This window comes from Deinococcus maricopensis DSM 21211, from assembly GCF_000186385.1.
Taxonomy (GTDB): domain Bacteria; phylum Deinococcota; class Deinococci; order Deinococcales; family Deinococcaceae; genus Deinococcus_B; species Deinococcus_B maricopensis.
Map to the genome: position 1 here is coordinate 690,656 of NC_014958.1, position 20,630 is coordinate 711,285.

General features: G+C 71.4%; 24 protein-coding genes and 4 tRNA genes. 12 read left to right on the plus strand and 16 right to left on the minus strand.

The window, feature by feature from the left end; translation table 11 throughout:
• Window positions 1-4: 4 nt before the first annotated feature.
• The 5 genes from DEIMA_RS03045 to rpsO all read right to left on the minus strand — a co-directional run bounded on the left by DEIMA_RS03045 (window position 5) and on the right by rpsO (window position 2,109).
• A tRNA-Arg gene (locus DEIMA_RS03045) sits at window positions 5-81 on the minus strand.
• A gap of 3 nt (window positions 82-84) precedes the next feature.
• A tRNA-Ser gene (locus DEIMA_RS03050) sits at window positions 85-175 on the minus strand.
• A gap of 19 nt (window positions 176-194) precedes the next feature.
• A tRNA-Ser gene (locus DEIMA_RS03055) sits at window positions 195-282 on the minus strand.
• A gap of 80 nt (window positions 283-362) precedes the next feature.
• Window positions 363-1,703: a nitrilase-related carbon-nitrogen hydrolase gene (locus DEIMA_RS03060; RefSeq protein ID WP_013555765.1), complete on the minus strand. Its 1,341-nt coding sequence runs from the start codon at window positions 1,701-1,703 to the stop codon at window positions 363-365.
• A 121-nt stretch (window positions 1,704-1,824) separates the two neighbouring features.
• On the minus strand, window positions 1,825-2,109 hold the full coding sequence (gene rpsO, locus DEIMA_RS03065) for a 30S ribosomal protein S15 (RefSeq protein ID WP_013555766.1): 285 nt from the start codon (window positions 2,107-2,109) through the stop codon (window positions 1,825-1,827).
• Window positions 2,110-2,251: 142 nt separating this feature from the next.
• Here rpsO and DEIMA_RS03070 point away from each other — a divergent pair.
• Window positions 2,252-2,336: transfer RNA gene (locus DEIMA_RS03070), tRNA-Leu, on the plus strand.
• 66 nt (window positions 2,337-2,402) lie between these two features.
• Window positions 2,403-3,365 (plus strand): CobW family GTP-binding protein, encoded by a 963-nt coding sequence (locus DEIMA_RS03075; RefSeq protein WP_013555767.1) that lies wholly within the window; start codon window positions 2,403-2,405, stop codon window positions 3,363-3,365.
• Between the two features lie 38 nt (window positions 3,366-3,403).
• Here the strand turns inward: DEIMA_RS03075 and ung are convergent, their stop codons facing one another.
• Together ung and DEIMA_RS03085 are read right to left on the minus strand one after the other, a co-directional pair.
• Window positions 3,404-4,123 carry a uracil-DNA glycosylase gene (ung, locus tag DEIMA_RS03080; protein ID WP_013555768.1) on the minus strand — a complete coding sequence of 240 codons (720 nt, stop codon included), beginning with the start codon at window positions 4,121-4,123 and terminating at the stop codon, window positions 3,404-3,406.
• A 61-nt stretch (window positions 4,124-4,184) separates the two neighbouring features.
• Window positions 4,185-5,525, minus strand: coding sequence for a M20/M25/M40 family metallo-hydrolase (locus DEIMA_RS03085; protein ID WP_013555769.1), 1,341 nt, complete (start codon window positions 5,523-5,525; stop codon window positions 4,185-4,187).
• 35 nt (window positions 5,526-5,560) lie between these two features.
• On the opposite strand from DEIMA_RS03085, the gene DEIMA_RS03090 reads away from it, so the two are divergent.
• From DEIMA_RS03090 to DEIMA_RS03095, 3 genes are read left to right on the plus strand one after another with little or no spacing between them, the layout of a single operon-like run.
• A complete protein-coding gene (locus DEIMA_RS03090) occupies window positions 5,561-6,364 on the plus strand; it encodes a glycerate-2-kinase family protein (protein ID WP_052303276.1) in 804 nt (267 codons plus the stop codon).
• Window positions 6,282-6,776: an MOFRL family protein gene (locus DEIMA_RS18570; protein WP_052303277.1), complete on the plus strand. Its 495-nt coding sequence runs from the start codon at window positions 6,282-6,284 to the stop codon at window positions 6,774-6,776. The genes DEIMA_RS03090 and DEIMA_RS18570 overlap by 83 nt, the downstream gene beginning before the upstream one ends.
• A 52-nt stretch (window positions 6,777-6,828) precedes the next feature.
• Window positions 6,829-7,782, plus strand: a complete 954-nt coding sequence (locus DEIMA_RS03095; protein ID WP_013555770.1) for a phosphotransferase enzyme family protein — start codon at window positions 6,829-6,831, stop codon at window positions 7,780-7,782.
• On the opposite strand, the gene DEIMA_RS03100 is transcribed toward DEIMA_RS03095, so the two are convergent.
• Window positions 7,706-8,644, minus strand: coding sequence for a P1 family peptidase (locus tag DEIMA_RS03100; RefSeq protein WP_013555771.1), 939 nt, complete (start codon window positions 8,642-8,644; stop codon window positions 7,706-7,708). The genes DEIMA_RS03095 and DEIMA_RS03100 overlap by 77 nt on opposite strands.
• Before the next feature lie 49 nt (window positions 8,645-8,693).
• Window positions 8,694-10,298, minus strand: a complete 1,605-nt coding sequence (locus DEIMA_RS03105) for an alpha-amylase family glycosyl hydrolase (RefSeq protein WP_013555772.1) — start codon at window positions 10,296-10,298, stop codon at window positions 8,694-8,696.
• Window positions 10,299-10,590: 292 nt separating this feature from the next.
• Here DEIMA_RS03105 and ypfJ point away from each other — a divergent pair, with 292 nt between their 5' ends.
• Together ypfJ and DEIMA_RS03115 are read left to right on the plus strand one after the other, a co-directional pair.
• Window positions 10,591-11,433, plus strand: coding sequence for a KPN_02809 family neutral zinc metallopeptidase (gene ypfJ, locus DEIMA_RS03110; protein WP_013555773.1), 843 nt, complete (start codon window positions 10,591-10,593; stop codon window positions 11,431-11,433).
• A gap of 82 nt (window positions 11,434-11,515) precedes the next feature.
• Window positions 11,516-12,229, plus strand: coding sequence for a M48 family metallopeptidase (locus DEIMA_RS03115; RefSeq protein WP_013555774.1), 714 nt, complete (start codon window positions 11,516-11,518; stop codon window positions 12,227-12,229).
• Here the strand turns inward: DEIMA_RS03115 and DEIMA_RS03120 are convergent.
• The gene (locus tag DEIMA_RS03120) at window positions 12,213-12,461 is read right to left on the minus strand and encodes a hypothetical protein (protein ID WP_013555775.1); all 249 of its coding nucleotides are present in this window, start codon (window positions 12,459-12,461) and stop codon (window positions 12,213-12,215) included. The two genes, DEIMA_RS03115 and DEIMA_RS03120, sit on opposite strands and share 17 nt — an antisense overlap.
• Window positions 12,462-12,627: 166 nt before the next feature.
• Here DEIMA_RS03120 and DEIMA_RS03125 point away from each other — a divergent pair, with 166 nt between their 5' ends.
• The 3 genes from DEIMA_RS03125 (at window position 12,628) to DEIMA_RS03135 (ending at window position 13,823) form a co-directional block, all read left to right on the plus strand.
• Window positions 12,628-12,858 carry a hypothetical protein gene (locus tag DEIMA_RS03125; protein WP_013555776.1) on the plus strand — a complete coding sequence of 77 codons (231 nt, stop codon included), beginning with the start codon at window positions 12,628-12,630 and terminating at the stop codon, window positions 12,856-12,858.
• Window positions 12,859-12,954: 96 nt separating this feature from the next.
• On the plus strand, window positions 12,955-13,659 hold the full coding sequence (locus DEIMA_RS03130; RefSeq protein ID WP_043816414.1) for a phosphotransferase: 705 nt from the start codon (window positions 12,955-12,957) through the stop codon (window positions 13,657-13,659).
• The gene (locus tag DEIMA_RS03135; protein ID WP_043816417.1) at window positions 13,623-13,823 is read left to right on the plus strand and encodes a hypothetical protein; all 201 of its coding nucleotides are present in this window, start codon (window positions 13,623-13,625) and stop codon (window positions 13,821-13,823) included. Before DEIMA_RS03130 ends, DEIMA_RS03135 begins: the two co-directional genes overlap by 37 nt.
• Window positions 13,824-13,836: 13 nt before the next feature.
• Here the strand turns inward: DEIMA_RS03135 and DEIMA_RS03140 are convergent, their stop codons facing one another.
• Both DEIMA_RS03140 and ygfZ read right to left on the minus strand, forming a co-directional pair.
• The gene (locus DEIMA_RS03140) at window positions 13,837-14,268 is read right to left on the minus strand and encodes a hypothetical protein (RefSeq protein WP_013555777.1); all 432 of its coding nucleotides are present in this window, start codon (window positions 14,266-14,268) and stop codon (window positions 13,837-13,839) included.
• Window positions 14,265-15,128, minus strand: coding sequence for a CAF17-like 4Fe-4S cluster assembly/insertion protein YgfZ (gene ygfZ / locus DEIMA_RS03145; RefSeq protein ID WP_013555778.1), 864 nt, complete (start codon window positions 15,126-15,128; stop codon window positions 14,265-14,267). Before ygfZ ends, DEIMA_RS03140 begins: the two co-directional genes overlap by 4 nt.
• Window positions 15,129-15,186: 58 nt before the next feature.
• Between ygfZ and DEIMA_RS03150 the strand changes: the two genes are divergently transcribed.
• On the plus strand, window positions 15,187-15,819 hold the full coding sequence (locus DEIMA_RS03150) for a hypothetical protein (protein ID WP_043816419.1): 633 nt from the start codon (window positions 15,187-15,189) through the stop codon (window positions 15,817-15,819).
• 37 nt (window positions 15,820-15,856) lie between these two features.
• On the opposite strand, the gene DEIMA_RS03155 is transcribed toward DEIMA_RS03150, so the two are convergent.
• Window positions 15,857-16,315, minus strand: a complete 459-nt coding sequence (locus DEIMA_RS03155) for a redoxin domain-containing protein (protein WP_013555780.1) — start codon at window positions 16,313-16,315, stop codon at window positions 15,857-15,859.
• A 70-nt stretch (window positions 16,316-16,385) separates the two neighbouring features.
• Window positions 16,386-17,039: a trimeric intracellular cation channel family protein gene (locus DEIMA_RS03160; protein ID WP_013555781.1), complete on the minus strand. Its 654-nt coding sequence runs from the start codon at window positions 17,037-17,039 to the stop codon at window positions 16,386-16,388.
• 91 nt (window positions 17,040-17,130) lie between these two features.
• Between DEIMA_RS03160 and DEIMA_RS03165 the strand changes: the two genes are divergently transcribed.
• A complete protein-coding gene (locus DEIMA_RS03165) occupies window positions 17,131-17,763 on the plus strand; it encodes a DsbA family oxidoreductase (protein ID WP_013555782.1) in 633 nt (210 codons plus the stop codon).
• A 5-nt stretch (window positions 17,764-17,768) separates the two neighbouring features.
• Here the strand turns inward: DEIMA_RS03165 and DEIMA_RS03170 are convergent, their stop codons facing one another.
• Together DEIMA_RS03170 and DEIMA_RS03175 are read right to left on the minus strand one after the other, a co-directional pair.
• Window positions 17,769-18,311, minus strand: coding sequence for a hypothetical protein (locus DEIMA_RS03170; RefSeq protein WP_013555783.1), 543 nt, complete (start codon window positions 18,309-18,311; stop codon window positions 17,769-17,771).
• 98 nt (window positions 18,312-18,409) lie between these two features.
• Window positions 18,410-20,473 (minus strand): zinc metalloprotease, encoded by a 2,064-nt coding sequence (locus DEIMA_RS03175; RefSeq protein ID WP_013555784.1) that lies wholly within the window; start codon window positions 20,471-20,473, stop codon window positions 18,410-18,412.
• Window positions 20,474-20,630 lie beyond the last annotated feature (157 nt).

Consider the following 20,630-nt stretch of genomic DNA (forward strand, 5'->3'; position numbering starts at 1 on the left):
TCTTTGGTGTGCCCGAAGGGATTCGAACCCCTGGCCTTCTGATCCGTAGTCAGACGCTCTATCCAGCTGAGCTACGGGCACTTATGGCGGAGAGGGAGGGATTTGAACCCTCGGTACCCTTTTGGAGTACGCAGTCTTAGCAGGACTGTGGTTTAAGCCGCTCACCCACCTCTCCAGGTGTGGGTACTGCTTGTTGGCGGAGGGTGAGGGATTCGAACCCCCGGTAGGTTGCCCTACTACGGTTTTCAAGACCGTTGCCTTCAACCACTCGGCCAACCCCCCGTGCGGGCGGGGTGCGCTGCTTGGCTTCCTTCAGCGCGAGAAGAAGTATATGGCTGAGGGTCGGGGATGTCAACCGCCGCTCAGCGGAGGGCGAGCAGCGCCAGCGGAACCGTGAGGGCGAGCAGGGCGGCGCGCCGTCCAGGACGGGCCGCGAGGGCCGTGGCGACCAGCAGCGCGGCGGGCCAGAGGACGCGCGCGGCGCGCGTGGCCGGGGGGGTGGGCAGGGTGGCTTCACCGCGCAGGTACGCGGCGAGGGCCACTTCGTGCGGCGTGGGGGGCGGCGTAGAAACGCGGCTGGGGGGGAGGGTCACGTCGGCGTGGAGGACGCCCGTGCGATACTGGTTCTCGTGCGGGTGAGCGCTGCGCGCACTGAGGGCCTGCCCGGCGCGCCGCAGGGTGGGCGGGTCGGCGTGATCGCGCACCCAGGGCATCAGCGCGAGGAAGCCCGGGCGGGGCGGCGTGAGGACGTAACTGCGGGCGCGTGGGGCCTCCTCGGCGGGGCCGGTGATGGCGCTCTGCCCGTCGAAGGTGAGGTCCAGCAGGTTCCCGACGCACATGGGGTTCACGGCGTAGCGGATGCTGTCGCCGCGCTGCGTGACCTGCCAGGCACTTTCCAGCCACGCGACCGGCTGGTCGCGGATGCACGTGGGGTCGGGTGGGAGGCCTTCGGGGGCGGTCCAGGGGCTGCCGTTCGCGTCGGGTTGCAGCATGACGGTACAGCCCTGCGCTTCGAGTTGCTCGATGACGTCGGCGCGGAAGGCGTCGAGGCTGGTGGCGACGCCGAGGTCCCCGACGGGTGTGGGGACGACGCGCACGTCGCGCAGGGCGCCGGGAGTGAGGTCGAGGCCGCCGCGTTCCTCGTCGGGGGTGAGGTGCACCTTGTCGGTCGCGCTGATGAGCTGGCCGTGCGGGTCGAGGAGGATCGCCTGGTTGTACAGGCCCGGGCCGTGGCGGCGCAGGGTGCGGTCCCGCTGCTGGTAGTGGGGGAGGGTGGTGCTGCCGCAGGCGAGGTACACGCCGTGCGTGCGGGCGAGGTCGCGGCAGGTGTCGAGGTACAGGCGCGCGTTCGCGTCGATGCGGGCGAGCTGGACGGCGCGGATGGGGGAGACGCGTTCGCGGACCATAAGGGTCAGCACGACGGGGAGGTGTTTGAGGGCGAGCAGCGCGGCGGCGGTGCGGAAGCGGCCGCTCAGGACGGCGAGGGGGGCGTCGCGCAGGACGAGGGGCATGCCGTTGAGTTCGGTGAGGACCACGAGGTTCGGGCGGTCCAGCGCGAGGTGCGGCTGGGCGGCGTGGAGTTGGGCGTGCATCCAGCGGCGGAAGGCGCGGGCGCTGATGAAGTCGCGGGCGTGCCATTTGGGTTGTACGGCGATCAGGCGCGCGGGGCGTGGAGTGGTAGAGGGCGGGGCGCCGTCGGGCATGCGGGGAGCATAGCGGGGCGTGCGGGAGTGGGCGCGCGAAAACCGTGAAGTGCGGGTGAGCGGGCGTCATAAGGCGCGCCCCGCACGCGTGGGCGTGCGGGGCGCGGTGGGCCGCTGTGGGTTAGCGGACGATCTTCTGGCCGCGGCGGATGCCGAGCTTGTCGGTGAGGGCGATGTACGCGTCGTAGTCGCTGCGCTCGAGGTACTTCAGCAGGCGGCGGCGCTTGCCGTTGAGGATCTGCAGGCCGCGCTGGCCGTGCTTGTCCTTCTTGTTGGCCGTGAGGTGGCCGCTGAGGTTCTGGATGCGCGCGGTGAGCAGCGCGATCTGGACGGCGGTGCTGCCGGTGTCGTTGGCGGCGGTGGCGTTCGCCTTGATGACTTCAGCTTTCTGTTCAGCAATCGACATTGATGGATACCTCTAGTGTTATAAGTCTCGCTCGCTTGAGCACCCGGACTCCCGGACCCTTGCGGCGGCAACGAGCAGTGTACCACGCGCGCGCGGGTTGACAAGTTCGCGCGTTCCCACTATCCTTTTTCTCGCTGACCCCGCTGGGGTGGCGGAATTGGTAGACGCGCACGTTTGAGGGGCGTGTAGAGAAATCTGTGTGGGTTCAAGTCCCATCCCCAGCACCACGCGTTGCGGCCCCCGTAAGGGGGCCGTTTCCATTGCGCCGTCCGTGCAGGCGGTATTCTGCGCGCGTGAACGCGTCTCCTGGCACCGACCGCCGCATTCCCGTCACCGTCATCGGGGGGTTCCTCGGCGCGGGCAAGACCACCCTCGTGAACCACCTGATCCGCAGCGCCCCCCGGCACTTCGGCGTGATCGTGAACGAGTTCGGGCAGACCGGCGTGGACGGCGGCCTGATCGAACAGGTCCGCGACGACGACATCACCGAACTCACCGCCGGGTGCCTGTGCTGCGCCGGCCGCGACGACCTGCTGCGCGCCCTCGTGACCCTCGCCATGCGCGCCGAGCCGCCCGCGCACGTCCTGATCGAACTGAGCGGCGTCGCGGACCCCGTGCCGGTCCTCGCGACGCTGCTGGAACCGCAGGTGCGCGCCGCGTTCCGCACCGACGCGCTCGTGGCCGTCGTGGACGCCCGTCACGCCCTGCGGACGCTCACCGAGAACCCCGAAGCGGCCATGCAGCTCGCGTACGCGAACGTCGTCGTGCTGAACAAGGCGGACCTCGCCACCGAGGAAACGCTGTCCGTCGCCGACACAACGCTGCGCGGCCTGAACCCGCTCGCGCGCCTCGTGCGCGCCACGCACAGCCGCGTGGACCCTGCCGATCTGCTCGACCGGCACGACTACGACCCGACCCGCGTGCCGGAACTGCACGAGACGCGGCACACGCCCGGGCTGAAAAGCTTCACGCTCACTGCGCCCACGCCCCTTGATCCGGCGCGCTGGCATGATTTCCTCACGGGCCTGGTTCTGTCCCGCCCGGCGGAAGTGCTGCGCCTGAAGGGCCGCGTCAGCCTCAGCGGCCTGGAGGACCTCGTGCTGTTTCAGGCGGTGCGGGACGTCTTCACGGTGGACCGCGCCCGCGAGGAGAACGACGGGCGCAGCCAGCTCGTCGTGATCGGCCGCGGCCTGGACGCCGACGAGTACCGCGAGGCGTTCGCCCGGTGCGTCAGCCCGGAAGTGACGAGCGCCTGAACAAGCAACGGGGGAGGCTTTCAGCCTCCCCCGTTCGTTCACTGTTCGTTCGGGTCGGCGGGGAGCTGCCAGTCGATTGCCCCGCGGCCCGCTTCGTCGAGGGCGGCGTTCACCTGACTGAACGGCTTGGTACCCAGGAACTTCGCGACGCTCAGCGGGCTCGGATGGGCACTCTCGATGATCACGTGCTGCGGCGCCGTGATGAGCTTCGCCTTCTTGCGCGCGTACGCGCCCCACAGCACGAACACCACCCGCTCCTCCCTGGCGTTCAGCGCGCGGATCACGGCGTCCGTGACGTGCTCCCAGCCGCGCCCGGCGTGGCTGTTCGGCTCGCCCGCGCGCACCGTGAGCACCGCGTTCAGCAGCAGCACCCCCCGGCGTGCCCAGGCGGTCAGGTGCCCGTGCTTCGGTGGCACGAACCCCACGTCCGCCTGCAGCTCCTTGTAGATGTTCTTCAGGCTCGGCGGCACCCGCACGCCCGGCTGCACGCTGAACGCCAGCCCGTGCGCCTGCCCCGCACCGTGGTACGGGTCCTGCCCGAGAATCAGCACCTTCACGTCCTCCAGCGGCGTGAGGCGCAGCGCGTTGAAGACGTCCGCCTCGGGTGGGTACACGGCGTGCTCGGCGCGCTCCTGCACCACGAAGTCCATCAGCGCCCGGAAGCGCGGCGAGTGCAGTTCGTCCACCAGGACCGCCGCCCACGACGGCGGCAGGTCCGGAAGGGCGGGGCCAGGGTTGAACAGGTCCGGTTGAGTCATGACGCCTCCTTGGTGCCTTTCAGGCTAAAGCGCCGCGCATGAGGGCGGGCGCCGCCACCCTTCAGGCGTGCTCGCCGAGGGCGTCCATGAATTCCAGCGCGAACCGCACGCCCGACTCGAAATCGCGCCGCAGGATGTTCTCGTTCGGAGCGTGCACGCGCCCCCCGACATTCCCGATGCCGAGCGCCACCACCGGCGCGCCCACCGCCGCCATGAACGGGTGCATCGGGCCGCTCCCGCCCGAGGAGGGGTTGAGCAGCGGCGCCTGCCCGTACACGCGCTCCGCGACGCTCACGGCCGTACGCACGAACGGGTCGGCGAGGTCGCTGCGCGCCGGGAACTGGTGCGATTCGAGCTCCACGATCTGCACGTCCCCGAGGCCCTGCGCGTCCAGGTGCGCGCGCAGCAGCTGCACGACGCGGTCCGGGTCCTGGTCCGGCACGAGGCGGAAATCGAGCTTCACGACCCCCTCGGCGGGCAGTACGGTCTTGCTGCCGGCGCCGCCGTACCCGCCGTGGAAGCCGTTCACGTTCACGACCGGCATCAGGTTCAGGCGCTGATGGTACTCCTCGGGCGCGCCGAGCGGGCGCGTGACGCCGTACGTGCGCGTGAGCGCCTCGCCCGCGCCTGGCAGCGCCGCGATGGCCGCCTCGTCCGCCGCGCTCGCGGGCCGCACGTCGTCGTGGAACCCGGGAATGGTCACGCGACCCTGCTCATCGCGGATGGACGCCACCGCGCGCGCCAGGCGCCACAGCGGGTTGTCCACCACCGCGCCGTTGCTGGAGTGCAGGTCGCTGTCCGCCACGCGGCAGCGCAACTCCACGCACACGATGCCTTTCAGGCCGGCGTACAGCACCGGGCGGCCCTCCGGCGTGATCGACCCGAACTCCCACCACACGCCGTCCGCACGCAGCTCTTCGGCGTGCGCCCGCACGAACGCGTCCAAGCTGGGGCTGCCGACCTCCTCCTCGCCCTCCAGCAGCCACTTCACGCGCAGCGGCAGCGTCCCACCGTGCCGTGCGCGCAACGCCCGCAGGCCCGCGAGGCGCGACATGAACTCTCCCTTGTCGTCCGACGCGCCCCGCCCGTACAGGCGCCCGTCCCGCGCCGTGAGCGTGAACGGCGGGCTGTCCCACAACTCCACGGGGTCTTCGGGCTGCACGTCGTAGTGGTTGTAGATCAGCAGCGTGCGGGGGCCCTCGCCCGCCTCCGCGATCAGCACCGGCGCGACCTGCCCCGCGTACCGGCGCACCGTGAACCCCTCGGCCTCCAGCAGGCGCGTGACGGCGTCCGCCGCCTCGGGCAGCATGCGGCCCTGCGCGGACACGCTCTCCAGGCGCACCAGCGCCGCCAGATCCCGCAACCCACCCTCAATGAACGGCGTCAGATCCTCATTGTTCATGCGCGGAGCATACCCCTCCCGCGTACACTGCGCGCATGCCCCCGCGCGCCGCGCTGCTCGCCGCCCTGAACGCCGGCGTGCGCGCCGCCGCGCCCAGCGACGCCCTCGCGCGTCACCTCCCGCCGCGCCCGCGTGGCCGCGTGCTGGCCCTCGCGCTCGGCAAGGCGAGCGTACCGATGGCGCGCGCGCTGCACGCCGCCTGGGGCGCGCCCGACGCAGGCCTGATCATCACGCCGCACGGCACCGGCGCAGCCATTCCCGGTTTCCGGGTGATGGAGGCCGCGCACCCCGTCCCGGACGCGCACAGTGAAGCGGCGGGCGGCGCCGCCCTGCGCCTCGCGGCGCACGCCGGGGCGGGGGAGACGCTGGTGGTCCTGCTGTCCGGCGGCGGCAGTGCCCTCGCGTGCGCGCCGCTCGGCGTGACCCTCGCCGAGAAAGCCGAAACGACCCGCGCGCTGCTCGCATGCGGCGCGGGCATCCACGACGTCAACACCGTGCGCCGCCACCTGTCCGCCCTCAAGGGCGGCGGGGTTCTGCGCGCCGCGCACCCGCAGGCGCGGGTCGTCACGTACGCCCTGTCCGACGTGGTCGGTGATGACCCCGCCACCATCGCTGGCGGACCGACCGTGCCGCCCCCCACGGCGCCCGGCGACGCCCTCACGGTCCTCGACCGGTACGGGCTGGCCTTGCCACGCGCGCGCGGTGCTGCACGCCCCCGCGGCGCTGCTCCCCCCCAGCCGGAACGCCGCGTACCACGTGATCGGCAGTGGCCGCCTCGCACTCGACGCCGCCGCGCGCGCCCTCGAGGACGCCGGGTACGCCGCGCGCGTCTGGCGTGACGACGTCACCGGCGACGCCCTCACCGCCGCGCACGACCACGCCCGCCTCGCCGCGGACCTGCAGCCCGGCGAGGCCCTCCTGAGCGGCGGGGAAACGACCGTGACCGTCCCCGCCGCCGCCGGGCGCGGCGGACGCAACACCACCTTCCTGCTCGCGCTCGCCCTCGCCGCGCCGCCCGGCCTGTACGCCCTCGCCGCCGACACGGACGGCGTGGACGGCACCGCGGGCGCGGCCGGCGCGGTCCTCACGCCCGACACACTCGCCCGCGCCGCCCACCTCGGCCTGAACGCGCCCGCGCACCTCGCCCGCGGCGACGCCGGCGGCTTCTTCCACGCGCTCGGCGACGCCCTCCTGACCGGACCGACCGGCACGAACGTCAACGACCTGCGCGTGCTGCTCCGCACGCCCTGATCCGCCAGGTGGCGCTCCCCACCCGCGCGCGCGCTCAGGCATCCTGCAGGGCGTGACCCACGACGCCCTGATCACCGCCGCGCTCCACCCCTACGGCCTGAGCGGCGCGCCCTTCACGGTCCTGCGGACGCTCGGCAACGTCGTCGCCCGCGTGGACACTCCGGACGGCCCGCGCGGCCTGCGCGTCTGCCGCTCCTCCGTGACACGCGAGCGCCTGCACGAGGAATTCCGCGTCCTGGCGGCTGCCCGCGCCGCCGGACTGGACGTCCCCGAACCCCTCCCGGACGTCACCGGCGACCCCCTCCCGCGCGCGCAGGGCCGCGACGTCGCGCTGTTCCGCTGGGTGCCCGGCGAGGGCGCCGGCGCGCACATGAGCGAAGCGGTCGCCGCGCAGCTCGGCACGCTCAGCGCGCACCTGCACGCGGCCCTGCGCGCGCTCGGCCAGCCGCACCCCTGGTACGGCCCCACGCATGACGCCGCGTGGCTGAGCGGCCCGGCTTCCTGGTGGGCCACCCGCGCCGACCGCGACCTGGGCGCGCACGCCTGCGCGCGCATGGCTCCCGCCATTGCGGCGTGCGCGCAGCACCTCGCCCACCACGCCGCCGAAATGCAGGTGATCCACGCCGACCTGCACTTCGGGAACGCCCTCGTGCGCGCGGACGGCACCGTCGCCGCCATCGACTTCGACATGTGCGCCGTTGGCCTGCCCGCCTTCGACCTCGCCGTGACCGAGGGGGAATTCGAGGACTTCGATCACCCGGACGCCCTGAAAGCGGCGTTTCGCGGCGCGTACGCCGCCGCGAGCGGCGCGCCCTACCCGCAGGGTGTGGCGCTCATGCGGGTCGCCGCGAGCGTGGCGTTCCTCGAATGGGTGTTCACGAGCGCGAACGACGAGGTCCGCACCCAGAAGCTCCGCTGGGTGCCGCGCCTCATCGACCGCGTCGCCGCCCGCGCCCCCGGGGCGCGGCAGGGTGGACCGACCGGCTCTGCAGGACCGCGTCCGTAATGGCCGCTGCCACGGCGTCCTGCACCAGCGCGCCCAGCAGCATCGGATCGGCGGGCGGCTGCGTGCCTGCACTCAGCACGAACGCCGCGTCGCCGTCCCAGGCGGTGTGGCTGGGGCGGATTACGCGCGCCATGGCGGTCTGCGCGGCGTCCGCGAGGCGCCGCGCCTCGGCCTTGCCGAGCAGGTGCGCCGTGACGACCGCCACCAGCGTCGTGCTCTCCACGTCTCCCGGCGTGAACGCGGCCGCGCCCGGCCCCACGCCCGGCCCGCCGATCACGCGGCCCGCGGCGTCCAGCACGTCGCCGATGGGGTTCACGACCGCCAGCGCGCCCACGCGGACGCCATGCCGCTCCACCAGCACACTGCCCAGCCCGCCCGGCGCGGTGTGCGCCGGACCCAGGTACTTCCCGCAGGTGGCGCCCGTCCCGGCGCCCACCTGCCCGCGCGGCACGGGCGCGTCCGACGCGGCGCGCGCTGCCGCCTCGCCACTCGCGGCGTCCGGGCGGGCAGCCGCGCTGCCGACCAGCAGGTCGTAGATCACCGCGGCCGGCACGATGGGCACCCGCGCCGCCGGGGTGGGGTGGCCCACGCCGCGTTCCTCCAGCACGCGCACCACGCCCGTGGCGGCGCTCAGCCCGAACGCGCTGCCGCCCGTGAGCAGCAGCGCGTGCACGCGCTCCACCTTCTTTTCCGGCGCGAGCAGCACGCCCTCGCGCGTGCCGGGGCTGGGCCCCAGGAAACTGCCGCTCGCGACCGCGCCCTCGTCCGGGCACAGGATGACGGTGCAGCCCGTGCGGCCCACCGGGTCCGTCCAGTGCCCCACCCGGAAGCCGGGAATGCCGGTCAGCGTGGTGTTCGTCATGCGCGCATCGTAATCCGGGTGGGGCGTGGGCGCTGCGGGCGGCCGCGCGTCAGTTCGCGCGGTAGATGGCGGCGGTGCGCGCGGGGACGCTGACGTTCAGCTTCCCGCCGCTGACGGTGGTGGTGGCGGGCGCGCCGCGGCCGAGCAGGTCCGTGAAGGTCCTGCCGTTCACGAGGTACGTCTTGTCGGTGCTGCTGATGCCGCCGTTCCCCTGGAGGTCAAGGGGGAGGTTCGCGGTCGTGTCGCTGAGGTTCAGGACGACGACCATGCGACTCGCGCCGCTGCTGCGGTAGAAGGCCAGGGCGTTCTGCCCGCCGTTAGGGCGCCACAGTTCCGCGTATCCGCCCTTCCAGAGGGCCTCGTTGCCGGTGCGGATGCCGATGAGTTGCTTGGTGAGGTCGTAGGTGGTTTTGGGCGTGCCGCCGCCGGCAAGGTAGCCGCTCTGCGCGGTGGCGCGCCCGGCGTCCGTCCAGGCCCAGGCGGGCATGTCGCGGCGGTTGTCGGGGTCGTTGCCGCCGTACATGCCGAGTTCGTCGCCGTAGTACAGCTGGGGAATGCCGGGGATCGTCATCAGGGCGGTGAGGGCGAGGCTGTAGCGCGCGCGGATGTCCGTTTCGGGGACGCCGTAGCCGGGTTCGTTCAGGAAGCGCTGCACGTCGTGGTTGTCGAGGAGGTTCACCTGCAGCAGCGCGCGGTTCAGGCCGAGCGTGCCGAGGGTGTCCTGCACCTTCCCGGCGAGCAGGTCGAGGCTGCCGTTCCTGGCGACGCTGCTGACGAGGGCGCTGCGGGTGGGGAACGCGAAGGTGCTGTCGAAGCCGGCGTCGAGGAAGGGGCGCAGTTGGCTGGCGCTGCCGTCGAGGAACGCCTCGGCGAGCAGGAAGGTGTTCGGGCGGGTCTGGAGCACGCCGGGCACCCAGCTGGTCTGCCAGTAGTTCAGGGGGACGTGTTTGGCGGTGTCCATGCGGATGCCGTCGATGGCGTAGGCGCTTGTCCAGGCCTGGCTGAGGCCGGTGAGGTACGCGGCGACGGCGCTGTCCTCCTGCCGGAAGTCCGGCAGGCCCGCCAGAGGACAGTTGACGTCGTCGCCGGTGCAGTTGTTGTGGAACCAGCCGGGTTGCTGCGTGACGATGCGCGCGCCGTACCCGGCGTGGTTGGCGACCATGTCCATCATGAATTTCTGCCCGCCGGCGTGCAGGTCGCTGATAAGGCCGGTCAGGTCGCTGGCCGTGCCGAGTTTGGGTTCGATGGCGGTGTCGTTGGGGTTGGTGTAATCCGGCCAGTAGCCGTGGTAGCCGCAGCTGTTGCCGTTGACGAGGCCGACTTGTTTGTAGACGGGCGTGAGCCAGAGGGTGGTGGCGCCGAGGTCGCGGAGGTAGCCGAGTTTGCTGCGCAGGCCCTGGAGGTCGCCGCCGTGGAATTTGGTGGCGCTGGCGCGGTCAAAGCAGTTGGGTTGGCCGGCGCTGTCGTTGCCGGTGTTGCCGTTGCTGAAGCGGTCGGGCAGAGCGAGGTAGATGACCTGTTTGCGCCAGGTGTCGATGGTGGTACCGCTGAGGGCCTGCGTGGTCAGGGAGCTGTGCGTTGCGGGGGTGGTGGGCTGGCCGCAGGCGGCGAGCAGCAGTGCGCTAGACAGCAGGGTGATGAGGGTTCGGGGCATAGGACTCCTTCTTGGTGTTTCCGGCCTCGCTGGGGGGTGCGGGCATGACGCGTGGCCTGCACGGTGGTGAGCGTTCACCGTGCGCGCGTGGATTGTCTGGAAACGCTTCATGTTTACCCTGCCAAACGCCCGTTGGGGAACGCTTCCACGCCAAGATGACTAGACAGATGATTCATGCAGCCTGAAGTTGAGGACCTGACCGCTCATGAGGCAAACACCCCCGACTTCATTCAGGCCGAAGCCCACCCCCCCTCCATACACTGAAACCAGTTTCAGCACGGGAGGTCCCCACATGGACTGGGAGAAAATGCGCGAAAGCGCCAACGTCAACGACATCCGCGGCGGCGGGGGTGGCCTGCCCGGCGGCGGCATCGCCGTCGGCGGCGGCGCCGCCATCCTGTTCGCCATCATCAGCCTGCTGTTCGGCGGCAACCCCGGCGACGTCCTCAGCCAGCTCGGCAACGGACAGAGCCAGCCCCGCGCCGGCACAGGCGCCAACGACGACGCCCGCCGCTTCGCCAGCAAAGTCCTCGGCAGCACCGAAGACGCCTGGGGCAGCATCTTCCAGAAGGCCGGACGCACCTACGACCCACCGCGCCTCACGCTGTTCAGCGGCGGCGTCAATACCGCCTGCGGCGGCGCCAGCAGCGCCGTCGGGCCCTTCTACTGCCCCGCCGACCAGAACGTCTACCTCGACACCACCTTCTTCGACGAACTGGCCAACCGTTTCGGCGCCGGCGGCGACTTCGCGCAGGCGTACGTCATCGCCCACGAAGTCGGCCACCACGTCCAGAACCTCCTCGGCATCAGCGACCGCGTCGAGCAGGCGCAGCGCCGCGCCGGCCGCGCCCAGGCGAACGCCCTGAGCGTCCGCCTCGAACTCCAGGCGGACTGCTTCGCCGGCATCTGGGGCCGCAACGCCGCCGCCAACCGCGAATACAACATCACCCAGCAGGACGTGCAGGAAGCCGTCACCGCCGCCGAAGCCATCGGCGACGACACCCTCTCGCAGGGCCGCGCCACCCCCGACAGCTTCACGCACGGCACCAGCGCCCAACGCGAACGCTGGTTCCTGCGCGGCTTCCAGACCGGCAACGTCGACCAGTGCGACACCTTCAACGCCCCGCAACTCTGAACGCCGCTCGCCACACCACGAACGCCCCGCTGCGGGCGTTCGCTCTCTTTTCCCCTCACCCACGCCCGGTACAGTAACGACCGTGCCCCCGCGCGCCCAGCCGCCCGCCCCCACCCTCGACGTTACCGTCGCGGGCGTCCCCGTGCAGGTCGTCGTGTCCCCACGGCGCCGCACCGCCGCGCTGCAGGTCAAACCCGGCACCGTCACCCTGCGCGTCCCCCCCGGCACCGACACCGCCCGCCTCGCGCAGTTCATCGAAACGCGCCGCGACTGGATCACCGCGCACCTGCAACGCTTCCAGGCCCGCGCGGACGCCACCCCCGCCTACACCTTCCGCAGCGGCGAGACCCTCCCGTACCTCGGCGAGACCCTCACCCTGCACGTCACGCCCACCGCCGCGCGCGCCTGGCGCGACGGGCACACCCTGCACGCCCCCACGCACGACACGCGCGCGCACGTGGAAGCCTGGTACCGGCACGAGGCGCTGCGCGTCATGACGCCCATGACGCACGCGTACGCCGCGCGCATCAGCCGGCACGTCCGCGCCGTGAAACTCACGGACGCCCGCACCCGCTGGGGCTCTTGCACGTCGGGCGGCGTCATCCGCCTGAACTGGCGCGTGCTGCTCGGCCCGCCCGCCGTCATGACGTACCTCGTCGCGCACGAGGTCGCGCACCTGCGCGAAATGAACCACAGCGCCCGCTACTGGCGCGTCGTCGCAGGCTTGATGCCGGACTACCAAGCGGCCCGCGCGTACCTGCGCGCGCACGGGCACACCTTCACGCTCGAGCCCTGACGCCCTCCCGGTCGTCCACAACGGCGAGCAGCGTCCCACGCTCGTCGCGCACGCGCACCTCCCCGCGCGCCGTGTCCCGCGCCCACACCAGCAGCGCGTTCAGGTCATCCGAAGCGCGCAGCACCTCCCGCGCCTCGTCCGCGCCGTACACCGCGTGCGCCGTCACGGGCGAACGCGCCGCCGGCGGCGTCCAGGCCTGACCGTCATCGTTCTTCACAAACGCATGTGACATGCAAGGCACCTCCGCCCTCACGCTACCCCGCGCGCTTGAGCGTCCATACGCGCGCCGTTCAGCGTTCCTTCAAGATTCGCGCGCGCCATGAACGCCCGTTCACGCGACTGACAGGCACGCGCTCAGGCACGCAGCGCATCCTGAACCCACACGAAAGGAGCACACCATGACCGACCACCCGAACGCCCCGAAATCCGAACAGCACGACACCGGGTTCGTCCGCAAGAACAACGAGACGCAACAGGACATGGACAACGAGGTGCACCGCCTCCAGCAGGGCGACAACGCCCTCCCTGAGGACGCCGGGCACGACTTCACGTTCCCCGACGAACAGGAAACCCTCGGCCGCAAGACTGGCGACGACCTCCCCGGCGAGAGCGACCCGCACCGCGACTGAACCCCCCAGGCCCCCGGGTGCCCTGCGCGCCCGGGGGCCTGCACGCTCCGCCAATGCGCGCACGTGCCGAACGCCCACGCCCCCTAGCCTGAGCGGATGCTGCCCGACGCCCTGCAGGTCTTCCTGAACCGCGCCGCCCCCGGCGCGCACCCGCATTGCGAACACGCCTGGCCGCACGGACTGAGCCGCGCGTGGCAGCTGCACACCCCCGACGGGCCGCTGTTCCTGAAAACGCACCGCAAGGCCGCCCACTACGCCCGCGAACGGCACGCGCTGCAGCACTGGGCGCCCGCGCTCGGCGCGCGCAGCACGCAACTCGTCGCGCACGACGACGACGCGCAGGCGCTGCTGCTCACCGCCGCGCCCGGCACCCTCGCCCTGCACGCCCCCCTGACAGCCGCGCAGGAACGCACCCTGCACGCTCAGGCGGGCGCGCACCTCGCGTGCCTCCACGCCCAGCCGCTCGCCCCCGCCGAGCACTTCGAGTACCGCGCGTACCTGCAAGGTCAATGGCCGACGGTCCGGGACCGCGCCCTCACCCACGGCACGCTCGGCGCGCCCACGCTCGCATGGGTGGACACGCAGGTGGACGGCGCCCTCCGCAGCGGACCGTGGCCGGTCGCGCCCGCCCACCGCGACTACACCGCCCGAAACTGGGTCGTGGACGTCCGCCCGGACGGCACCGTCCGCACCACCATCATCGATTACGGCGGCGCCCGCCCACACCCGCCGGTCCTCGATCTGGAACGCCCGCACGCGGAGGTGTGCCCACCCGCCCGGACCTCCGCGCCGCCTTCCTGAGCGTGTACGGCCGGGACCTCCCGGCGCCCGAAACGGCCTTCCTGGACGCCATGACCGCGTTTAACGCCGCTGCGACGATCACCTGGGCGCACCGGCACGGCGAGCACGACTACGCCGCGCGCTACGGGACGCTGCTCCGGCGCCTGAGCGCCGCCCGGCCCTGAAGCTTGCCGGCGCTCAGGCGCCCGGCGGACGCGGATACGGCCCCGCCCACGCCGGCAGCCGCGCGAACGCCACCGCGAACACCACCGCCGCCAGCCCCCACAACGCCGCGAGCGCCCACGGCACCCGCAGCGCCGCGCACCCCAGCAGGAACGGCACCAGCGGCGCGAACGCCACCTGAATGCTCGCCGCGACCGCCGACCCCAGCCCGGGCTCCGCGCGGTACGCGCGCGCCGCCAGCCAGAAACACGCCGCCGCGCACCCCACCGCCAGCGCGAGCAGCAGCCCCAGCTCCAAACCGCTGAACGTCAACGCCGGCCGCACGAACACCGATACCAGCAGCGCCGGCACTGCCGGCACCGCGAAACTCCACCCGAACGCCGCCCGGAGCGCCCGGAGCGCCCGCGGGCGCTCCGGGTACCGGCCCAGCCCCACGAACGCCCTCATCCGGGCTGCGCGGGCGTCAGGTCCTCCACGCGCGCCGACACGCCGCCCACCTGCACGTCCGCGCCGTCCGCGAACTCCTTACGCAGGCGCGCGAGCGTCACCGCGCCCGTGCTGGCTCCCGTGCGCCCCACGACCTTCCCGGCGGCGTCCGTCACGTCCGCGTGCGCCGGCAGGCCCTCGCCGGTCAGGCGCGCCAGGCGGTACCGGGTGTTCCCGCGCGCCTCCAGGCGCGCCATGATTTCCTGCCCCACGTAACAGCCCTTGCGGTAACTGATGGCGAAGTCCAGCCCCACCTCCTGCGGCAGCACCCCGCGCCACTCGTCCGCCGGGACGTCCGGTACGCCCGCCTCCAGGCGCGCCCGCTCCAGCGCCGCGCCCGGCACCTCCTCGCCGAGCGCGGCGAGCACCGCCGCCTCATGCGCCCGCAGGTAATGCACGTCCACGCCCACAGCGCCCACGCGGTTCACGCGCGCCGCCAGCACCGTCCCACCGCCCAGCTCGAAGCTCTGCACGTCCGCGCCTGCCGCGTCCCAGCCGGGCAGCGCCGCGCCCGGCCACACGTGGGCCGTCCCAAGCTGCTCGGTCACGTCCTGCACGTCCACCTGATCGAAGATGATGTACCGCCGCAGACGCGCCGCCAGCGCCGGCGCGTCGCCCTCCGCGAGATGCAGGTACACGTCGTCCGCGCGCTTGTACGCGCGCGCGAAGAACTCCACCTGCCCGCGCACGTTCAGGAACGCGCACGGCACCATGCCGGGCGTCGGCGCGGCCTTCAGGTGGTTCGTCATCTGCCCCTGCACGAAATCCACGCGGTCCGCGCCCGTCAGACGCAGCGCACTGGAAGGAATCCGGGTCCACATGCCCCGACTGTAGCGGCTGCGCGCCCGCCCGCGTGCGGCCCGCGTCACCGTGACGCGCGTGAACGCCACCCTCAGCGGCGTGTCACGCGCGCTCACCCGCCATGTGGCACGCTACACCCATGACGCCTCCACACCTTTCACGGCGCGGCGGGACGAACGCATGAGCGGGTACGCCGTCAGTGTCCCCCAGGACCTCGGCGCGCAGGGCGACTGGCTCGGCGAGCACGGCGTGGACGTCGGCGGCCTCCGCGCCCGCTGGCCCACCCCGAGCGAACTGCTCCGCGTCCTGCAGCACCTCGCCGGACACCAGACCGACACCACCGAAACCCTCGACCTGCTCACCTTCAGCGTCACCGAAACCGCCGGCGTGCAGCACATCAGCGCCAACGAGGCCCGCGCGTGGCTCGACGAGCACGGCGACGACGCGGACCTCGCGGGCGCCGAACAGGGCTTCACGATCATTCAAGGTGGCTGGGCGGAACTGCGCGTCCCGGACTTCACCGGCGACTGGAACGAACCGCACCCCTTCGACTTCGACGGCGGCAGCGCCGACCTCGTCGCGCGCATCATGCTGGGCGTCACGGGCCTCACCGGCCCGCTGCTCATCATGCAAGAGGGCGCCGGCGTGCCTGTCCTCGTGCGCGCCGGCGCCCCACACGACGCCCTCGCCGCGCGGCTCAGGGGCGCCTGAACCCCAGCTGGGTCCAGGCGCCCCCGCCCACCGCCGCTCAGCGCAGCGTCGCCACGCGGTCCAGCACGTCCGCCGGACGCACCGTGTAATCCCCCGTCTTCTCCTCCACATGCTCGAACTGCACCACGCCGCCCTTATCGATCAGGAACACCGCGCGGCCACTGATGCCCCGCTCATCCAGCGCCACGCCATACGCGCGCGCCACCGCCAGGTTCAAGTCCGCCAGCAGCGGCACGTCAATGCCGTACTCCGCCGCCCACGCCTGATGCGTATACACGCTGTCCCGGTTCACGCCCAGCACCACCGTGTCCGCATCCGCGAAATCATCCTGACGGCCGCTGTACTCCGGCAGCTGCATGCTGCACACCGGGCTGAAATCCAGCGGGTAGAACACCAGCACCACGTGCTTCTGCCCGCGGTAACTGGACAGCGTGATGGGTTCGCCGAGGGTGGACGGCAGCGTGAAATCCGGGGCGCTTTGACCGAGCAGGCTCATACCCCCCAGTCTACCGGTCGCGCACCCCACCGCGTCGCGCTGCACAGACGAGCGCCCACCCCGCCGCACCTCACGAATCGCTCGGCAGGCGCCGCACCGGCAGCTTCACCACGCCCCGCCGCGACAACCACCGCAACGCCACCACCAGCGCCGCGCCGATCAGCTGCACCGCGAGGTTCGGCAGCTTCCCATGCAGCGCGTACACCACCAGTGCCCCCGCCCCCGCCGCCGTCGCGTACAGCTGATCACGCCGGTACAGCACCTGCGGCACCTCGTGCGCCAGCAGGTCCCGGATGATCCCCCCACCCACGCCACTGATCGCCCCGACGAACACCACCCCCAGCGGCCCGTACCCCAACCCGATACCGCCCAGCGCGCCCGACACCGCGAACAACGCCAGCCCCATCGTGTCGAACACGCTCAGCGTCCGATCGAACCGCTCCAGGCGCGGCCCCACCAGAAACCCCAGCACCGCGCCCGCAATCGCCACCCACAGGTACGTCTCATCCCGCAGGTAGATCGGCGGGACGTTCCCCGTGAGCGTATCCCGAATCGACCCGCCCCCCACCGCCGACACGCAGCCCAGCACCACCACGCCGAACAGATCGAAGCGCTTGCGCACCCCCAACAGCGCCCCCGACAGGCTGAACGCGAAAATCCCCACCAGGTCCAGCACCCGCAGCCCCACCTGCAAATCCGGCAGCGGCAGCGCGTCCACGTTCATGCCCGCAGTATGCACCACCTCGCCCGCACCCCCACCCAAAGGTGCGCGCGCCCACCACGCCCCCCCACCACGCCCGCGGTACGGTGAGCGCATGACCCAGACGCAACCCCTGCAGGTCTACATCGACTTCCTCTGCCCCTTCGCGTGGCGCGGCGTGGAACTCGCCCTGATCCTCCGCGAAACGCGCGGCCTGAACGTCCAGCTCCGCCACTACTCCCTCGTGCAGGGCAACCACCCCGAAAACCCCGACCGCAAGCAACCCACCTGGTGGCTCACCGACCAGACCGCCGACAGCGGCAGTGACATGCAGCGCGGCAGCCTCGCCGCGTTCCTCGCCGCGCACGCTGCCGCCCGGCAAGGCGAACAGGAACGCTTCACGTTCACCGTCGAGCTGTTCCGCCTGCGCCACCAGGACGGCCGCGCCCTCCACGACCCCACCACCCTCCACGCCGCCGCCGAACGCGCCGGCCTGGACGCCGCCCGCTTCGCGCAGGACCTGCAGGACGACGCGGGCCTGCGCGCCGCCCTCACCGAGGACCTGCGCGCCGCCGCCGCGCTCGGCGTGTTCGGCACGCCCACCTTCGTGCTCGACGGCGCGAACGCCGCGTACTTCCGCTTCGCGCGCCTTCCCGAGAGCCCCGAAGCGGCCCACGCCCTGTGGGAACTCTACGTGCAGACGCTCCTGAACGACGCCCGCATCGAAACCATCAAACGCCCCCGCTGAACCCCTCAGGGCTGCGTCAGGCGCTGCTGTAGACGCTTCAGCAGCGCCGCCGGCTCGGGCAGCCCGAACGGCGTGCGGCCCTGCAGGGCCACCTGCGCGGCCGCCCGCCCGCCCGGAACCATCAGGCCATACCGGACGACCGTTAGGTCCTGCGGGCCGTCCTCCGCGACTCGTGCGCGCGCCATGAAGGCCTGCGTGCGCTGATAGAGGGCCGCGCGGTCCGCCTGTAACGTCGCCAACTGCTCGGGCGTCAACGCGCCAAGCAGCCGGCGCGTCAGTTGGCCCGCCTGCGCCGCCGTGAGGTTCGGCCGCGACAGGCTGCTCAGGACCCCCCGTACGGTGAGGACCTGCTCAGCAGTTAGCGCGAACGCCGCCCTGTCCAGCAGATGCACGGTCAGCAGCGCGTCCACCATGGGCGCAAGCGGCGCCGGCCGTGGCGCCGCGACGCCGCGCGGCCAGGGGGTATCGGTCACCGGAATGGCGCGGTTCGGGGTGGCTGCCGCCAACGTGAGCGTCGCCAACAGCAAACTCCAGATGACATGGCTCATAGGCAGCCCTCCACGACTCACCGTACAGCGCCTGCATGATGACGCGCTGACGGGCGAGGGCCGACCACCGCTCCGGTGGTCGGCCCTCGCCCGTCAGCTTATTTGGACAGGCGGAGTTGACGCTGGAACTTCGTCTCCTCCGGACGGATGGCGGTCCCCTGCGTCGGCAGGAAGTTGGTGGCGCGGCGCGGCGCGGCCTGCTCACCGATCGCCTGCGTGCTCAGGCGGTTGAACCACTGGTAGGCCGGCACGTTCACGCCCGCGCCCTGCGCGGCCGCCACGACCTTACGGTACCCGTCGTGCGCAAGTTGCGCGGCTTCCAGGTAACGCATGCCCTGGTATGCAGCGTCCGCCTGCCTGAACAGGGCGTCCGCGCTCTTGGCGTCCGCGTCGGTGACTTTGGCCTTGCCGTTGTCCTGCAGCGCGCCGAGAATTGCGCTCGCGTTGTTGAGGTACGCGCTGGTGAGGTAGCGGTACTGGCTGTCGAGGTTGAACTGCCCAAACGTGCGCCCCAGGTCGATGTACGACATGACGCTGTCGCTCTCATCGCCGCTGTTGACGAACATGAACTCCCCACCGGGGCCGTACTCGAGGTTCTGTTCGCTGTCGTACCCGTCGTGCGGGTGCGACAGGCTGAAGTGGTGCCCGGCTTCGTGCACGATGGTGTCCGTCAGGCCGTAACCGGCATCGTGCAGGTCGGGCGTCAGGAAGCTGTTCACAAACGCCTGCGTGCCCGTCACGCCATCGTCCGTCGCGACGCCCAGCAGGCCACCCTGGCTGTTCTGGGCATCATTGAACGCGTACACCGGCACGATGTAGCGGTTGGGGTTCTGGGCGTACAGCGCCTTGAGTTCGTTCGTGGCGAGGTTGAACAGCTTGTCGCCGTCAGGGTCGGCGCGGTCCGGGCTGCACACGTCGCCCAGGCGGAAGAAGCACTGGTACGCGCTGGCGATGTCGCCCGCCAGCGGGCTCTGCCGGGTCGTGCTGGTGAACTTCGCGAAGGGCTGCAGCACGGACACACGGTCCCGCAGCAGGTCCAGCTTCAGGATGTTTTGGGGGTCAGCGGCGCCAGCAGCCTGCTCCAGCGCCACGTTCACGTCAATGTTCTCGGGCTGTTGCGGGGGCGTCAGCGCCGCGCGGTAGATGGGCGAGGGCGTGAACAGCAGGTTCACGGCGACGTATCGCACGACGCGCGCCAGGTCCGGGCCGACCTTGCCGAAGGTGCGGTACGTGCGGTTGCGCGTACCGTACTCCCACACGGGCGGCATGCGGTAGTCCGCGACCCCGTCGTCGTCCACGTCAGGGTGGCTGATATCCCAGTTGCTGGTCCATGATTCCGGCCCGGCGGACAGGTCGTAGAACCACACGCGTTTGGCGTTGCTCTGGTCGCTGCTGGCCGTACCGCCCCACGCGATGAGTTTGCGGGAGCTGCGATCCCGACCGAAGTTGAACCCCGTGTCCGTCTCCTGCGTTCCCGTGCGGGTGTATGTGTGGAACTGGAAGTCGGGGCGGCCGTACCAGTTCACCAGGAACACCGTGTATTCCTTGGTGTTCACGCCGATCTTCCCGGCGTTGTCGGCCAGCCACTTCTCGGTGGACGGCCCGTCGATCCACACGTTGCTGGTCACGGGCAGCGTGATGTTGCCCGCGGGCGCGTCGCAGTCCGCGTTGGCATCCTGGCAGTTGTACGCCTGCTGATAGACGGTAGGCGCGATGTTGCGCGTCTCACCGTCCGCGTCCACGTACGTCGTCTGCTTGATGCTGTTCAGGTGCCCGAAGAACTCGTCCTCGAACGCCTTGCTGGCATAGACGTAGTTGTACTGGTACTTGAACGAGTTTCCGGTGTACTCATCCTTGCCGTACGCACTCGGGATGCGCGCAATCGAACGGGACGTTTCCGGCAGGATGCCGGTGAAGTCGCTGACGTTCACGTCGCGCGGCCCGGCCACCTGACCGGCACTGGTCGGGTGGTAACCGACCATCACGACATTGACTTTCAAGGTGGCGGTGATGTCCTGCTCGACGCCGGGCTTCAGAGCCTGCAGGCCCTGGTACTTCGTTTCGGTAGAGGCCGGGGGGGGCGGTGTGGGGGCAGGTTGCGGCGCGCACGCGGCGAGCGCGAGCGTCAAACCGAGCATGGCCGTAGCAATCCGGGTCTTCATACTTCTCCCTTCGTGCCCACCCATTCAGCTGGGAGCGGCCTCAGCACATAAAGCTGACAACCGCCGCACGTGTGAGCGTGCGGCATGAATGAGGTTTAGACGGCGTCATCATTCCGCACACCCAGCACGAGTGCAAGCACCTTTGCGTCCTTGTCTG

Excerpts from the sequence above, each read along its gene's own strand:
- DEIMA_RS03060 (WP_013555765.1), bottom strand. The coding sequence starts at position 1,703 with ATGCCCGACGGCGCCCCGCCCTCTACCACTCCACGCCCCGCGCGCCTG.
- rpsO (WP_013555766.1), bottom strand. The coding sequence starts at position 2,109 with ATGTCGATTGCTGAACAGAAAGCTGAAGTCATCAAGGCGAACGCCACC.
- ung (WP_013555768.1), bottom strand. The coding sequence starts at position 4,123 with ATGACTCAACCGGACCTGTTCAACCCTGGCCCCGCCCTTCCGGACCTG.
- DEIMA_RS03085 (WP_013555769.1), bottom strand. The coding sequence starts at position 5,525 with ATGAACAATGAGGATCTGACGCCGTTCATTGAGGGTGGGTTGCGGGAT.
- DEIMA_RS03090 (WP_052303276.1), top strand. The coding sequence starts at position 5,561 with ATGCCCCCGCGCGCCGCGCTGCTCGCCGCCCTGAACGCCGGCGTGCGC.
- DEIMA_RS03100 (WP_013555771.1), bottom strand. The coding sequence starts at position 8,644 with ATGACGAACACCACGCTGACCGGCATTCCCGGCTTCCGGGTGGGGCAC.
- DEIMA_RS03105 (WP_013555772.1), bottom strand. The coding sequence starts at position 10,298 with ATGCCCCGAACCCTCATCACCCTGCTGTCTAGCGCACTGCTGCTCGCC.
- ypfJ (WP_013555773.1), top strand. The coding sequence starts at position 10,591 with ATGGACTGGGAGAAAATGCGCGAAAGCGCCAACGTCAACGACATCCGC.
- DEIMA_RS03120 (WP_013555775.1), bottom strand. The coding sequence starts at position 12,461 with ATGTCACATGCGTTTGTGAAGAACGATGACGGTCAGGCCTGGACGCCG.
- DEIMA_RS03125 (WP_013555776.1), top strand. The coding sequence starts at position 12,628 with ATGACCGACCACCCGAACGCCCCGAAATCCGAACAGCACGACACCGGG.
- DEIMA_RS03130 (WP_043816414.1), top strand. The coding sequence starts at position 12,955 with ATGCTGCCCGACGCCCTGCAGGTCTTCCTGAACCGCGCCGCCCCCGGC.
- DEIMA_RS03140 (WP_013555777.1), bottom strand. The coding sequence starts at position 14,268 with ATGAGGGCGTTCGTGGGGCTGGGCCGGTACCCGGAGCGCCCGCGGGCG.
- ygfZ (WP_013555778.1), bottom strand. The coding sequence starts at position 15,128 with ATGTGGACCCGGATTCCTTCCAGTGCGCTGCGTCTGACGGGCGCGGAC.
- DEIMA_RS03155 (WP_013555780.1), bottom strand. The coding sequence starts at position 16,315 with ATGAGCCTGCTCGGTCAAAGCGCCCCGGATTTCACGCTGCCGTCCACC.
- DEIMA_RS03160 (WP_013555781.1), bottom strand. The coding sequence starts at position 17,039 with ATGAACGTGGACGCGCTGCCGCTGCCGGATTTGCAGGTGGGGCTGCGG.
- DEIMA_RS03165 (WP_013555782.1), top strand. The coding sequence starts at position 17,131 with ATGACCCAGACGCAACCCCTGCAGGTCTACATCGACTTCCTCTGCCCC.
- DEIMA_RS03170 (WP_013555783.1), bottom strand. The coding sequence starts at position 18,311 with ATGAGCCATGTCATCTGGAGTTTGCTGTTGGCGACGCTCACGTTGGCG.
- DEIMA_RS03175 (WP_013555784.1), bottom strand. The coding sequence starts at position 20,473 with ATGAAGACCCGGATTGCTACGGCCATGCTCGGTTTGACGCTCGCGCTC.